General features: G+C 50.1%; 11 protein-coding genes. 5 read left to right on the top strand and 6 right to left on the bottom strand.

The features are described 5' to 3' along the window. Positions 1 to 104: 104 nt before the first annotated feature. The 5 genes from glyQ to U740_RS12225 all read left to right on the top strand — a co-directional run bounded on the left by glyQ (position 105) and on the right by U740_RS12225 (position 4754). Complete coding sequence (gene glyQ / locus U740_RS02825) at positions 105 to 1055, top strand: glycine--tRNA ligase subunit alpha (RefSeq protein ID WP_036858812.1); 951 nt, start codon at positions 105 to 107, stop codon at positions 1053 to 1055. Beyond that, entirely contained in the window at positions 1052 to 3145 is a 2094-nt protein-coding gene (glyS, locus tag U740_RS02830; RefSeq protein ID WP_036858813.1) for a glycine--tRNA ligase subunit beta, read from the top strand. The genes glyQ and glyS overlap by 4 nt, the downstream gene beginning before the upstream one ends. Further along, a complete protein-coding gene (gene gmhB / locus U740_RS02835; RefSeq protein WP_081890817.1) occupies positions 3145 to 3774 on the top strand; it encodes a D-glycero-beta-D-manno-heptose 1,7-bisphosphate 7-phosphatase in 630 nt (209 codons plus the stop codon). Before glyS ends, gmhB begins: the two co-directional genes overlap by 1 nt. Beyond that, positions 3767 to 4495, top strand: a complete 729-nt coding sequence (locus tag U740_RS02840) for a lysophospholipid acyltransferase family protein (protein ID WP_235189801.1) — start codon at positions 3767 to 3769, stop codon at positions 4493 to 4495. Before gmhB ends, U740_RS02840 begins: the two co-directional genes overlap by 8 nt. 85 nt (positions 4496 to 4580) lie before the next feature. After that, positions 4581 to 4754: a hypothetical protein gene (locus U740_RS12225; RefSeq protein WP_200877028.1), complete on the top strand. Its 174-nt coding sequence runs from the start codon at positions 4581 to 4583 to the stop codon at positions 4752 to 4754. A 78-nt stretch (positions 4755 to 4832) separates the two neighbouring features. Here the strand turns inward: U740_RS12225 and gyrB are convergent, their stop codons facing one another. The 6 genes from gyrB to yidC form a co-directional block, all read right to left on the bottom strand. Continuing rightward, positions 4833 to 7253, bottom strand: coding sequence for a DNA topoisomerase (ATP-hydrolyzing) subunit B (gyrB, locus tag U740_RS02845; protein ID WP_036858814.1), 2421 nt, complete (start codon positions 7251 to 7253; stop codon positions 4833 to 4835). 41 nt (positions 7254 to 7294) lie between these two features. Then, on the bottom strand, positions 7295 to 8398 hold the full coding sequence (gene recF / locus U740_RS02850) for a DNA replication/repair protein RecF (protein ID WP_036858815.1): 1104 nt from the start codon (positions 8396 to 8398) through the stop codon (positions 7295 to 7297). A 37-nt stretch (positions 8399 to 8435) separates the two neighbouring features. Then, positions 8436 to 9539 (bottom strand): DNA polymerase III subunit beta, encoded by a 1104-nt coding sequence (gene dnaN, locus U740_RS02855; protein WP_036858816.1) that lies wholly within the window; start codon positions 9537 to 9539, stop codon positions 8436 to 8438. A gap of 94 nt (positions 9540 to 9633) precedes the next feature. Further along, positions 9634 to 11064: a chromosomal replication initiator protein DnaA gene (gene dnaA, locus U740_RS02860; protein WP_036858818.1), complete on the bottom strand. Its 1431-nt coding sequence runs from the start codon at positions 11062 to 11064 to the stop codon at positions 9634 to 9636. Between the two features lie 343 nt (positions 11065 to 11407). Beyond that, on the bottom strand, positions 11408 to 12781 hold the full coding sequence (mnmE, locus tag U740_RS02865) for a tRNA uridine-5-carboxymethylaminomethyl(34) synthesis GTPase MnmE (protein ID WP_036858819.1): 1374 nt from the start codon (positions 12779 to 12781) through the stop codon (positions 11408 to 11410). A 38-nt stretch (positions 12782 to 12819) separates the two neighbouring features. Beyond that, on the bottom strand, positions 12820 to 14520 hold the full coding sequence (yidC, locus tag U740_RS02870) for a membrane protein insertase YidC (protein ID WP_036861102.1): 1701 nt from the start codon (positions 14518 to 14520) through the stop codon (positions 12820 to 12822). Positions 14521 to 14523 lie beyond the last annotated feature (3 nt).

Raw genomic sequence — 14523 nt, forward strand, 5'->3', positions numbered from 1 at the left:
CCTGCCCAGAAACCGGCGGTGCACAGTCGCCGTCAATAAAGCCCTTACTATTCGGGGGTTGCAGCCTTATAATTGCCGACTTTGCATGCCATGGGGGAACTCAGTTGTCACAGACTACACCGGATGTTTCGACATTCCAGGGGCTTATTCTGTCTCTGCAACAGTTTTGGGCAAAGCACCACTGCGTCATCCTTCAACCGCTGGACATGGAGGTAGGTGCGGGAACCTTCCACCCGGCAACTTTCCTGCGCGCCATTGGCCCCGAAAGCTGGCACAGCGCCTATGTGCAACCCTGCCGCCGTCCTACAGACGGCCGCTACGGTGAAAATCCCAACCGCCTGCAGCACTACTACCAGTTTCAGGTTGTTCTGAAACCGTCCCCCGATAATATTCAGGAGCTATATCTCGACTCCCTGCGTCAACTCGGCATTGATACCAATATCCACGATATTCGATTTGTGGAGGATAACTGGGAATCGCCCACGCTGGGCGCGTGGGGGCTCGGTTGGGAAGTGTGGCTGAATGGCATGGAAGTGACACAGTTCACCTACTTCCAGCAGGTGGGCGGCCTGGAATGTTTTCCTGTCACCGGTGAGATCACCTACGGTCTCGAACGGATTGCCATGTATTTACAGGGTGTGGATAGCATCTATGACCTGGTATGGACCGAGGGACCGGAAGGCCGTGTCACTTACGGGGATGTTTTTCACCAGAATGAGGTGGAGATGTCAGCTTTCAACTTCAACGAGGCGAATGTGGATTTTCTGTTCCACAGCTTCGACGTTTACGAAAGCGAAAGTCAGCGGTTAATTGAAAAAGGCCTGCCACTACCCGCTTATGAAATGGTCATGAAAGCCTCGCACGCTTTCAATCTGCTGGACGCAAGGCATGCCATTTCCGTCACCGAGCGGCAGCGTTTCATTCTCCGTGTGAGGACCCTGGCAAGAGCTGTGGCCCAAGCGTATTTTAACTCACGCTTGGTACTTGGCTTTCCGCTCGCTCCACCGGCACTTGCCAGTCACGTTAAGCAGCTGGCAGCAGAGGCTCAAACATGAGTTCAGATTTTCTTATTGAAATTGGCACAGAAGAGCTCCCGCCAAAGTCACTGTTGAACCTGTCAGAGGCTTTTCGGGAGGAGGTTGTAAATCGCCTTTCCGGGCTAAAGCTGAATTTTGGTACCGTTTCCTCATTTGCATCGCCCCGTCGTCTGGCAGTGGTTGTCCGTGCGCTCGATCCGATGACCCCCGGGCAGGAAACCGTCAACTGGGGGCCACCCAAATCTGTTGCATTCGATCAGGCTGGTATGCCAACCCGCGCCGCCCAGGCCTTTGCCGAAAAAAACAACTGTCCACTAACTGCGTTAGCGGACATGGTTGAGCACGATGGCAAACAGGAAAAACTGTGCCACAGGGCCAGCCAACCGGGTCAATCAACCGCGGCCCTGCTGGGGGATATCGTGTCCGGCGCTCTGACAGCATTGCCCATTCCAAAGCGCATGCGCTGGGGTACACGCCGCGAAGAATTCGTCCGGCCCGTTCACTGGATTGTTATGTTATTCGGTAACGATGTTGTCAATACACAGATAATGGGCCTGCTCGCCGGAAACCGAAGTCGCGGTCACCGTTTCCATGCCCCCAATGAGATCGTTATTGACAGTCCGGCCAGCTATTGTCAGCAACTGAAGCAGGCTTACGTGTTGGCAGACTTTGATGAACGTCGCCATTTAATTCGGGAAGGCGTCCACGCCGCCGCCAAAAAAGCCGGCGGCCATGCAGCTATCGATGACGATTTGCTCAATGAAGTGACCGCCCTCAATGAGTGGCCCGTACCATTGGTGGGCCATTTTGAAGCACGCTTTCTCGACGTTCCCGCAGAAGCTCTGATCTCTTCCATGAAATCTCACCAGAAATATTTTCACGTGCTGGATGACAGCGGCAAGCTAATGCCCATCTTTATTACCGTTGCCAATATAGAGAGCACTGACCCCGAGCAGGTAATCCGCGGCAATGAAAGGGTGATACGACCACGCCTGTCAGACGCGGCCTTCTTTTACGAAACTGACCGGCAAACCACGCTGGCCAAACAGCGCGAGTCACTTCGCAGCATTGTGTTTCAGGCGAAGCTCGGATCACTATTTGACAAAACTGAACGGGTTGCCAGTCTGGCCCGGGCATTATCGGAGACAACCGGTGCCGACGGCGCGCTGGCATTTCGGGCCGGGGAACTGAGCAAGTCGGATCTGGTTAGCGAAATGGTCGGTGAGTTTGACGACTTACAAGGAACCATGGGCCGCTATTATGCAATCCACGATGGTGAAGACCCCGAAGTAGCCAATGCACTTTTTGAACAATACCTGCCCCGTTTTGCCGGTGACATCATTCCCACCACCAGGACCGGGATTACCCTGGCGATCGCCGACCGCCTCGATACCCTCGTTGGTATCTTTGGTATCGGGCAACCGCCCAGCGGCTCGAAAGACCCCTTTGCCCTGCGCCGGGCAAGCCTCGGCGTATTACGGATTATTGTCGAACACAAAATCGATATTGATCTCAGTGCAGCACTGAATCTGGCTCTTACCCAACACATCGACACATCGACGCTGGTGGAGAGTGCTGACCACATTAATAAGCAAGTGCTCACTTACATGCTGGATCGATTTAAAGGGCGATATGAAGATGAGTATATCCCTGCAGAGGTCTTCCAGTCTGTCGCTGCGCGACAGCTCAGCAACCCGCTGGATATTCATCTACGGGTAATGGCTGTTCACGCCTTTAACCAACTGCCGGAAGCCGAGGCACTTGCTGCCGCCAACAAGCGTGTGTCCAATATTCTCTCCAAACAAGTCGATCTGCCTGATGGCAGGGAGGTGAACCAGGCCTTGCTTGTCGAACCCGCCGAACAGACACTTGCCACAACACTCACAGCACTGACCGGTACAGTCGGACCACTCCTTGAAGCCCGGGATTACACCAGCGCGCTAAAGGAGCTGGCAAAATTGCGGGACCCAGTCGATCAGTTTTTTGATGAGGTCATGGTCATGGCAGAGCAGTCAGAAGTGCGTATGAACCGCCTTGCGCTGTTACAAAAGCTTCAGGCATTGTTTCTGAACATAGCGGATATTTCCCTGTTGGTACCGGCCAAGTAATGACCAAGCTGGTAATCCTCGACCGGGATGGTGTTATCAATCAGGACTCCGACAATTACATCAAGACTGTCGATGAATGGATACCTCTGCCCGGCAGTATAGATGCCATAGCCAGGCTTAACCGGGCCGGTTACAGCGTAGTCGTGGCGACCAACCAGTCCGGTATTGGGCGAGGGCTGTTTGATCTTGATGACCTGGAAGCCATGCACGAAAAGTTGTCCGGGCTGCTGGCACAACAGGGTGCCGAGTTGGCGGGAATATTCTATTGCCCCCATACACCAGATGATCACTGTCATTGCCGAAAACCGGCACCCGGGCTTATCGATGCCATTGCCAGTGAATTTGGTGTGTCACTGAACGGCGTTCCCCTGATCGGCGACAGCCTGCGGGATTTACAGGCTGGCTTGAGCCACCAGTGCACCCCCATTCTGGTACGTACCGGCAAAGGTACCGCCACAGAAAAAAAACTGTCTTCTCAACCGGAAATTGAGTTACAGCAAGCACCAGTTTTTGATGATCTGGACCAGGCTGTGGATTATTTACTGGCCCAGGACAAGGACAAGGACAAGGACAAGGACAAGGACAAGGACAAGGACAAGGACAAGGACACAGGAATTTTTTATGAATAAGCCAATTATGCTCCTGCGTTCAATGCTGTTTTATCTGCTTTATATGCTGATAGTCTTTGTTTTTGGCCTTATTTCTACCATTTCTGGGCCTTTTCTAGGCTACCTGAACCGTCACCGTCTACTCACCACTGCCGGCATGCTGATTAACCGTGCGCTGAGTCTCACCTGCGGTATTAACGTCCAGGTAGATGGCCTGGAAAATGTTCCCCATACCCCGTGCGTTATCCTCAGCAAACACCAGTCAACCTGGGAGGTTTTTTTCCTGCAGCGGCTCTTTATGCCCGTCAGCACCATCCTGAAACAGGAATTACTGAAAATACCATTTTTTGGCTGGGGTATCCGCCTGATGCACCCCATTGCCATTGATCGCAGCAACCCACGCCAGGCCATGAAGCAGGTTATGCAGCAGGGCACACAACGTATCAGCGAAGGGAACCGGGTGGTTATTTATCCAGAAGGGTCCCGCATCCCTTTTGGTAAAATTGGCAAGTATGGACGAAGTGGTGCCGCCCTGGCGATTGCAGCGGGTGTGCCCATCATTCCGGTAGCCCATAATGCGGGCTATTGCTGGCCGGCCCGGCAACTAATGAAACGACCGGGTACGATCCATGTCATTATTGGCAAGCCCATTCTTGTGACACCGGAGAGCAACAGCCAGGCTGTTACAGAGCAGGTCAAAGACTGGATTGAGACACAGCAGCTGAGATTGGCAGACCAGTAAGTTTTCCATCACAAGCTGTTAGATTTTCTACCCATACTCTCCTAGACTGAACTGTGTGATTCCACAACCAGCGTGGGTTTTATGAATGAAAAATCTAGATAAAGGCGCTTATATTGGAGAGGATCGGCGCAAAGAGCAGCGTCGGAAAAATCCCGATAGGCGAGATGACATACGCTTTGAACCGAACAAAGAGGATCGCAGGGATAATCGTGGTCGCCGGAAAACGGATGGCGATGTCTGGCGGGATCACGAAGAATAGCAGCACGCCCGGAAAACAGGCAAACAAACCATTAAAAACCCGACAAAAAGTCGGGTTTTTAATTTAAAAATCAGCTAGTTAGACATCGAGATTGGTTACCGATAGTGCATTCGTTTCAATAAATAGCCGACGTGGTTCCACCTGATCACCCATCAGCGTATTGAACATCTGATCTGCAGCAATTGCATCTTCAATCGTTACTCTGAGCATTCGGCGGGTTTCGGGATTCATGGTGGTCTCCCAAAGCTGTTCAGGATTCATTTCCCCCAGCCCTTTGTAACGCTGAACATTGTAACCGCGGCGCGATTCGCCCATGAGCCAGGTAAGGGTTTCACTAAAGCTGGTGACCGGTTTAGTACGTTCGCCCCGCTGGATATAAGCGCCCTCTTCAATCAGACCATGCAATTGCCTGCCCAGTGCGACAATCGCACCATACTCGCCCGAGGCAAAAAATTCATGGTTAAACCGGTAATTGGTCGGCACACCATGGGCCGTCAACTCAACGACAGGCAAAAAAGTATGCCGTTCGGGATCCTCAATGACACTTACCTTGTAGCGATGGCTTCCGGCAATATTGTCCTGCTCGAACGAACCGGCCAGTTCCTCGCTCCATTTCTCTACAACTGCTCGATCAGAAAGTTGGCTAGGTTCAAGGGCAGGGGTATCAATCAACTTTTGCAGAACACTTTCCGGATACACCCGCGACATCCGATCGATAATATTCATTACACGGCGATAATCGGCAACCAGACTTTCCAATGCAGGGCCGCTGATTGGCGGGGCTTCTGCTGTCACATGAAGACTGGCTGATTCGAGGGCAGATTGCGTCAGAAAGGCAGTCAGAGACTGGTCATCTTTAAGATATTGTTCCTGCTTTCCCTTGCTGATTTTGTACAGCGGCGGTTGAGCGATATAGATGTGCCCCCTTTCGACCAGCTCCCGCATTTGACGGAAGAAAAAAGTGAGTAACAGGGTGCGGATGTGAGAACCATCGACATCGGCATCCGTCATGATCAAAATCGTATGGTAACGGAGCTTATCTGGATTGAATTCTTCCGTACCAATGCCACAACCCAGAGCGGTAATCAGTGTCCCCACTTCGGCACTCGATAACATTTTATCGAAACGGGCTTTTTCTACATTGAGGATTTTTCCTTTTAGCGGAAGAATGGCTTGAGTTCGGCGGTCCCTTCCCTGCTTGGCCGAGCCACCCGCAGAATCACCCTCCACCAGGTACAGTTCAGAAAATGCCGGGTCCTTTTCCTGGCAATCTGCCAGTTTTCCAGGCAATCCGGCGATATCCAGAGCACCTTTGCGACGAGTCATATCACGGGCTTTACGTGCGGCCTCTCTCGCCCTGGCGGCATCCACCATTTTATTGACAATACTTCTGGCATCCTGGGGATTTTCCAATAGGTAGTCCATAAAATTGCTGCCCATCTCTTGCTCAACAGCCGTTTTTACTTCTGAACTGACCAGTTTATCTTTTGTTTGTGAAGAAAATTTTGGATCAGGCACCTTAACAGAAATAATGCCCGTCAACCCTTCTCGAGCATCATCTCCAGTGGTATTCACTTTGGCATTTTTTCCGAGTCCCTCTTTCTCGATATAGGTATTGAGGCTTCTAGTTAAAGCTGCCCGAAATCCAGCCAGATGGGTACCACCATCGCGCTGGGGGATGTTGTTGGTATAACAGAAGATATTTTCCTGAAAACTGTCATTCCACTGTAGGGCCACCTCGACACCAGTACCATCCTCTCGCTGAACATCGAAATGCATGACCTGATTAATCGTGGTTTTGTTGGTGTTCAAATATTCCACGAAGGCCTTGAGACCACCCTCATACTGATAAATGTCCTCTTTACCGCTCCGCTCATCAAGCAGCACGATACGCACGCCTGAATTAAGAAAAGACAGTTCCCGGAGACGTTTTGCCAAGATTTCGTAATGAAATTTGATATTGGTAAAGGTCTCTGCAGAAGGGATAAAGTGAATCGTCGTACCGGTTTCAGTTGTATCACCCACCACCGCCAAGGGCTCCTGTGGCACTCCGTGGCGGTAAACCTGTTCATAGATGTGCCCACCTCGCCTGATAGTCAGCTTTAGTTCAGCTGACAAGGCATTGACCACAGAGATGCCGACTCCGTGCAAGCCCCCGGACACCTTATAGGTATTGTCGTCAAATTTCCCACCGGCATGAAGCACCGTCATTATGACTTCAGCAGCAGATACGCCCTCTTCGTGTAATTCCGTGGGTATCCCCCGACCATTGTCTGACACCGAAATAGACTCATCGGGATGGATTATTACCCTGATTTCTGAGCAATGGCCTGCAAGTCCCTCATCAATAGAGTTATCAACAATTTCAAACACCATGTGGTGCAAACCGGTACCATCATCAGTATCGCCGATATACATCCCCGGGCGTTTTCTTACAGCATCGAGGCCCTTTAAAACCTTGATACTGGAAGAATCATAGCTATTTTTTTCATCAGTCATGGGTAAAGCCCCTAACAATCATATTAATTTCCGGATGTAAATTACTCAGTGCAATGCTCTTCCCGAACAGAACCCTGTTCCACGTGGAACAACCTAAGTTCGCTTGTTGTCTCAGACCAAAGATCCAACAGGTCCCTCCGCTCTACCCCCGTGACGAATATCTGAGCACCGAGGGCACTTAGCTTTTCACAAACCTGCTGTCTGTGTTTTATATCCAGTTCTGCCGGTAGATCATCTATCAAGTAAAGGCCGGACCGACCGGTTTTATTATAAAAAAGATAACCTTGTGCAACTTGCATAGCCGTTGCCAACACTTTTAGCTGCCCGCGGGATAGAATATCACTGACGTTCTGTTTCTTTATCCTGATCCGCAAATCCGCACGGTGGGGGCCATGATGGGTGGTTTTTAGCAGACGATCTCTCGGGCGATCTTTGTGTAGCACCTCGGGCAGACCCACCGCTTCATCCCAGCCAGGGTTAATAATGAAGTCCACATCACCTAAACCCTCAGATAGCTCACAAGCCACCTGTTTGACTATGGGTAACAAATCATTGAGATAGGCATTTCTCGAGGTATTTATCTGTTGCGCGAGATCGACAAATTCAGTATCCCATACAGCCAACAACTGTTCGTCTATTCTATCATGTCGCATTAGCGAATTGCGTTGTTTCAGTACACGCTGATAGCGTCGTACCAACTGTTTGTAGTTGTGTTCCACGTGGAACACACCCCAATCGATAAATCGACGTCGATACTGTGGCCCACCCCCAATCAGGTCAAAGCCCTCGGCATTTAAAAGCAACAATGGCAAAGTTTCAGCAAGAGCCGATGCGGCCGCAATTGGTTGTCCATTTATTTTGAATAAGAAATCGCCCTGGCGGCCGCGAGAAACACCTATCGGGGTTGAAACACCGGAAGATTCGCGCAAACCATACGCGGTACAGACCTGCTCTTGGGTATTTATGACGGTGTTGAGTACACGACTTCGGAAGGAACGACCACGACCCAACAAAAAAATCGCCTCCAGGATGCTGGTCTTGCCGCTACCGTTGGGGCCGTGGAAAAGGTTCACCTGCGGAGAAAGAGACAGCTGGATGTGCTTCAAATTTCTCAATCCGTGCACATGCAACTGTTTAAGATACATTGACTGCGTCTATTGTTATATCCAAAACAGAAACGCTCTATAGGCGCATCGGCATTACCACGTAGACAGCACCCTCAGTCGCGGGGTCTTCGATCAGCGCACTGCTGTTTGCATCGGACAGGGTGAATCGGACCTCCTCCCCACGTAAGACATTAAGCACATCAATGACATAGCTAACATTAAAACCTATTTCCAATTCACCAGCATCATAGTTAACGGCTACGTCTTCCTGGGCCTCCTCCTGCTCCGGGTTATTCGCTGTCAACGTCAACAAGCCATCACTGAGAAGCAAACGCACACCGCGGTACTTTTCATTGGAAAGGATCGCGGTGCGACTAAATGCCTGACGAAGCTCCTCCCTCCGACCGATGAGTTGTTTATTGCCGCCTTTGGGCAAGACACGCTGATAGTCAGGATAGGCGCCATCAACCAATTTTGAAGTAAAACGAAATTCTGGTGTTGAAACCCGTATGTGATTATTGCCAAGTACGACTTCAACCCCGGCATCTTCAACGAGCAGGCGGGACAGCTCCAAAACACCCTTGCGTGGGATAATGACCTGTATCGCGTCGCTGTCGAGATTCTCCAGGGGGGCGTCACGCATGGCCAACCGGTGACCATCGGTTGCAACCACCCGGACTCGGCCTTCACCGACCTCAAGCAGCATGCCATTCAGGTAGTAACGTACATCCTGCTGAGCCATGGCAAATGCTGTGCTATCCAGCAATTGTTTGAACGTGTACTGGCTCAGGGAAAACTCCCTATTACCAGGACCATCTTCTACACTCGGAAATTCATTTGCCGGCAGTGTTGACAGGGTAAAACGGCTCCTACCACTCGTAACGGTTGCACGACCCGCATCCACCGAGATAGTCAACTCTGCACCCTCGGGCAAGGAACGACAAATATCCATCAATTTTCGACCGGGCACCGTGATTTCACCATCTATAACCGGACTATCACCCAGATCCAGATAACCAAGAATCTCCACCTCAAGATCCGTTCCAGTTAACGATAAACGACCGTCACTCAATCCAATCAGCACATTCGATAGGATGGGTAAGGTCTGACGCCTTTCAACAACGCCAACCACCAACTGCAGGGGCTTAAGAAAATCTTCTCGCGATACGGTGAACTTCATTAGCTATCTTCCAACAAGTAAATAAGGCTGGCTATCTGAGGGTTACTATTATGATCTATCCTGGATTCCGGGAACAGTTTTTGTCATCAGACACTCAGGTGGTCAATGCCCGAAGTAGTTGCTTGAAGTCCTCACCTATATCACGACTCGTTTCCTGCAACTCCTTGACCTTGCGGCAAGCGTGGAGGACCGTTGTATGATCCCTGCCACCGAAGGCCTCCCCTATTTCCGGTAAGCTGTGATTTGTCAGTTCCTTGGCCAGGGCCATTGCCACCTGTCGTGGTCTGGCGATTGACCGGCTTCTACGTTTTGAAAGAAGCTCAGACAGTTTAACCTTGTAATATTCAGATACCACCCGCTGGATATTATCGATGGTCACCAGCTTATCCTGCAGGGCTAGGAGATCCCGAAGTGATTCACGAATAAGGTCTATATCTATTGCTCTACCGGTAAAGTGGGCACTTGCTATAACTCTTTTTAAAGCACCTTCAAGCTCTCGCACATTTGACCGGATACGCTGGGCAATAAAAAAAGCGGCGTCGGTCGGCAGCTCAACCTTTGCTTGGTGGGCCTTTTTAATAAGAATCGCTACGCGGGTTTCCAGCTCCGGTGGCTCTACCGCAACAGTCAGCCCCCACCCAAAACGGGATTTGAGGCGCTCTTCAAGACCATTGATTTCTTTTGGGTAACGGTCACAGGTCAGTATCATTTGCTGACCGCCCTCAAGGAGTGCATTGAAGGTATGAAAAAACTCCTCCTGGGATCGCTCCTTGCCTGCAAAAAATTGGATGTCATCAATCAACAAAGCATCTACGGAACGGTAGAAGCGCTTGAAATCGTTGATAGCATTTAACTGCAATGCCTTGACCATATCCGCAACAAAACGCTCAGAATGCAGATAAATAATCTTTGCATTGGGCTTCTGCAGGCGCAGTGCATTACCCACAGCATGCATCAGGTGAGTTTTACCCAACCCAACACCACCGTAGATAAAGAGGGGGTTATAAGAGCCCCCGGGGTTTTCGGCAATCTGCTTCGAAGCAGCCAGTGCCAGCTGATTTGATTTCCCTTCTACAAACGAAGAAAAAGTAAAAACTTCATTTATATTGCTCTGATGATTCAGGCCACCCTCAATACCACTGTTTCTTGTGGCTGAATGTGTTTGTGGTCGGGGTGGAACAGTAGCTGACACCGGAGCTGAAACAGCAGTATCAACCTCTATATCAGTAGATGCCTGCGAAACAGCTACACCTCGCTCCCTTTCCAGGACCCCTGATTCTACCGTAACGGCACATCGCTCCCCACAAACCTGCTGATAAATATCGACTATTCGATCAAGAAATTTGTCCGACACCCAGTCTTTCACAAAACGATTGGGTGCCAGCAGACAGACACTGTTTGTGGTGGTCGACCCTGTAGATTGTGAGGTATCGAGTTTTAGTGGCCTTATCCAGGTATTGAATTGTTGTGCTGGCAACTCTTCCTGAAGATAACCTAGACACTTTTCCCATAAAATTTGAGCCAAACCAAACCCCTTCTTAGCTTTGTAGGCGGCACGAAAATGCGGATACTTCGTGTTGTTTTTATGGACTCAGTCTAGCGATAAAAGACTCAGTTATCCACACCTATCTGGCATTATCTTAACAGGCAAAAAACTAATTATATTTATATTTATCAGTAAGTTATCTAATGCAATAGGTTTTATGTTATGCACAGAAAAAAAGTTTGTAATGGTTATTTTTTAATCAAAAACTGTGGATAACCTGTTATCAAAATGTGTGTTTACTGGGGATTTGCTGTCAATGAGATTTTGTAGGCGGCCGGTGTAACTGGCCTGCAGTGATTAATGACTGTCCGTCCCAAAAAAGTCATTTTCCGATGCAAAAACTGGAAAAAATTTCGCCCAGTAGATCATCCGGAGTAAATTCACCTGTAATTTCGGCCAGGCAATGCTGGGCCAAACGCAAATCTTCAGCAAGCAACTCGCCCGCACCAGCCTCATTGAGTTGTTTTTCGCCACTACACAGGTATTGTTGCGTACGCTGCAAGGCATCGAGGTGGCGCCGTCTGGCGGTAAAACTCCCCGTCTCGCTACCCGAATAACCCATGCACTGCTTGAGATGATCAACCAGGTAATTCAACCCATGGTTCTGTTTGGCTGAGAGTGACACTACCGGATGCCCCTGATTCTCTGTGATGCCCACCGGAATGTCTGACGCATCTGCTTTATTCAGGATGAAACTGATATTTTCGGCCTGCGGAAACATTCTGAAATACTCCGGCCAGTTCTCTTGTGGATCCAGTGAATAGGGTTGGCTGCTATCCACCACAAACAGAACCCGATCCGCCTCTTCTATTGCGTGCCAGGCGCGACGGATACCTTCCTGCTCAATCGGGTCACCAGACTCGCGCAAGCCTGCCGTGTCGATGATATGCAGCGGCATCCCATCCAGATTGATCTCTTCACGTAATAAATCCCTGGTGGTCCCCTCTATATCAGTGACTATTGCACTGTCCCTACCCGATAGTGCATTGAGTAAACTGGACTTGCCGGCATTGGGCTTACCTGCAATAACGACAGTCATACCCTCTTTCAACAGGGCACCCTGTTTTGCTTGATCAAAAACCCCATCAAGCCGGGTAACAATTTCATGTAGATCTGCGCTGACCCGGCCATCGGCCAAAAAGTCGATTTCTTCCTCGGGAAAATCAATAGCCGCTTCCACATAAACCCGCAGAGCGGTCAATGCCTCCAGTAATTGGTGAATCCTTGTGGAAAAAGCCCCCTGTAAAGAGCGGACTGCACAACGGGCAGCCTGCACTGAGGTGGCATCTATAAGATCGGCAATGGCTTCGGCCTGGGTCAGATCTAGTTTGTCGTTGAGAAAAGCACGTTGTGAGAACTCGCCGGGCAAGGCTAGCCTGGCACCCAGCTCAACGGCCCGCTGTAGCAGCATATCCATGATAACCGGACCACCATGCCCCTGCAGTTCGAGCACGTGCTCCCCGGTAAAGGAATGGGGTGCAGGAAAATAGATCGCCAGACCGCGATCAATAACCTGATGATTGCCGTCGTAAAAGTCTGTAAAAACAGCTTTGCGGGGTTCCAGACTCTTCCCAATTAACGCGTCGACAAAGGGACCCAGTGCGGCCCCCGAAATACGTATCACGCCGACCCCACCGCGGCCCGGTGGAGTCGCCACTGCGACAATAACATCCTGATCGTGACAGGGGCTGTTCATATATCACCAAAAAGGCTCCCGGAGGAGCCTTGAAGTATTTATTTCTTTTTCGCCGAAGTCGCTTCTATCTGACGGGTGATCATCCACTGTTGAAGGATCGAAAGAAGATTGTTTACTGTCCAGTAAAGCACCAACCCGGCCGGAAAAAACATAAAGAAAAAGGTAAAGGCAATTGGCATCATTTGCATGATTTTTGCCTGAGTAGGGTCTGGAGGCGTGGGATTCAATTTCTGTTGAATAAACATGCTGGCGCCCATGAGCAACGGCAGGATAAATAGCGGATCCTTGACCGATAAATCCTGAATCCAGAGTATCCAGGGTGCATGTCGCAACTCCACACTCTCAAACAACACCCAATAAAGCGCAATGAAAACCGGCATCTGCACCAAGATTGGCAGGCACCCACCCATGGGATTGACCTTTTCGCGTTTGTACAGGTTCATTGTCTCCTGGGAGAGTTTCTGCCGATCATCCCCGTAGAGATCCTTGAGGCGCATCATTTCTGGCTGTAAACGACGCATGTTCGCCATGGAACGATAGCTGGTAGCAGAGAGTTTATAGAATGCCGCCTTGATGAAAATGGTCAAAAGAATAATCGACCAACCCCAATTTCCTATCAATTCGTGCAACTGGTAAAGCACCCAGAACAGCGGTTTGGAAACCCACCAGAGCCAACCGTAGTCCACGGTCAAATCAAGGTAAGGGGAAATCTTTTCCAGCCTGTATTGATCCTTGGGACCAGCATAAAATTCGGCCCTGAACTCCCCGGTAGTGCCTGGTTCAACTGATTTCTGAGGCGAAGTAAAACCGATGGCATAAAGATCCTGATTGCCAAGCTGACGCAGTGAAAAGGTGTTGGTTGTTGATTGATCCGGGATCCAGGCACTGATGAAGTAGTGTTGAATCATTGCAACCCAGCCACCTGTCAGGCTGTCCTTGAAAGGTTTTTCAGCAAGATCACCGAAATCGAGCTTTTTGTAGTTTTCTTCCGTGGTCCGCAGCGCTGCACCTACATAGGGGTTCATCCCCATTCCAGTAGCCACTTGGGGCTCATGGCTGTCGCGTTTGATCTGACCAAACAAGCCCGCCTTCCAGTTATCAGTACCCCGATTGTCGACCAAATAGCTCACCTGAATCAGATGATCGCCCCGGCTAAAGGTGAACCGTTTGGTAATGATGACGTCATTTTGCTGAAAAACCATGTCAACCTGGAGCTGGTCAGAATCTCCAGCGAGTTGATAGTCATTTTTTGCAGCCTTGAAGAGCGGGCGCCCTTCCGTGTTATCTGTTCCGTCGACGCCGATCAAGCCGCTTTGTGCAATATAAGTCGTACTGGCTGTCTGATTGAGCAGTACAAAAGGCGAGGAATCCTCTTCCAGCTCCGTCAGATGTTCTGGCAACGCTACCCGTACAATATCACCACCCCGCGTGTCAATCAGCACATTGAGCACATCTGTGGATACAGATAACAAACGGTCTGTCGTCGTTTCAGATGTTGTTGATTCAACAGGTGTCGACGTTACCGGGGAGGTATCACTTTGTAGTGCGGGTATTTCGTTATCAACAGAAACCGGTGTTACGTCACTGGGTGTTTGTGCCGTTTCCGGGGCTAAAACAGTTTCTTCAGAAACAGTACTCTGATTCTCCTGCTGAGAACTCTGAAAGGTGTCCCACTCAAGAAACAACATATAAAGCACTACCAGCATGCCAGCTATCAGTAATGAACGTTGCCAATCCATAGT

Origin of the sequence: Porticoccus hydrocarbonoclasticus MCTG13d, from assembly GCF_000744735.1 — a bacterium.
Taxonomy (GTDB): Bacteria; Pseudomonadota; Gammaproteobacteria; order Pseudomonadales; family Porticoccaceae; genus Porticoccus; species Porticoccus hydrocarbonoclasticus.

Coding starts and splice junctions, on each gene's coding strand:
- glyS (WP_036858813.1), top strand. CDS start 1,052: ATGAGTTCAGATTTTCTTATTGAAATTGGCACAGAAGAGCTCCCGCCA.
- gmhB (WP_081890817.1), top strand. CDS start 3,145: ATGACCAAGCTGGTAATCCTCGACCGGGATGGTGTTATCAATCAGGAC.
- U740_RS02840 (WP_235189801.1), top strand. CDS start 3,767: ATGAATAAGCCAATTATGCTCCTGCGTTCAATGCTGTTTTATCTGCTT.
- U740_RS12225 (WP_200877028.1), top strand. CDS start 4,581: ATGAAAAATCTAGATAAAGGCGCTTATATTGGAGAGGATCGGCGCAAA.
- gyrB (WP_036858814.1), bottom strand. CDS start 7,253: ATGACTGATGAAAAAAATAGCTATGATTCTTCCAGTATCAAGGTTTTA.
- recF (WP_036858815.1), bottom strand. CDS start 8,398: ATGTATCTTAAACAGTTGCATGTGCACGGATTGAGAAATTTGAAGCAC.
- dnaN (WP_036858816.1), bottom strand. CDS start 9,539: ATGAAGTTCACCGTATCGCGAGAAGATTTTCTTAAGCCCCTGCAGTTG.
- mnmE (WP_036858819.1), bottom strand. CDS start 12,781: ATGAACAGCCCCTGTCACGATCAGGATGTTATTGTCGCAGTGGCGACT.
- yidC (WP_036861102.1), bottom strand. CDS start 14,520: ATGGATTGGCAACGTTCATTACTGATAGCTGGCATGCTGGTAGTGCTT.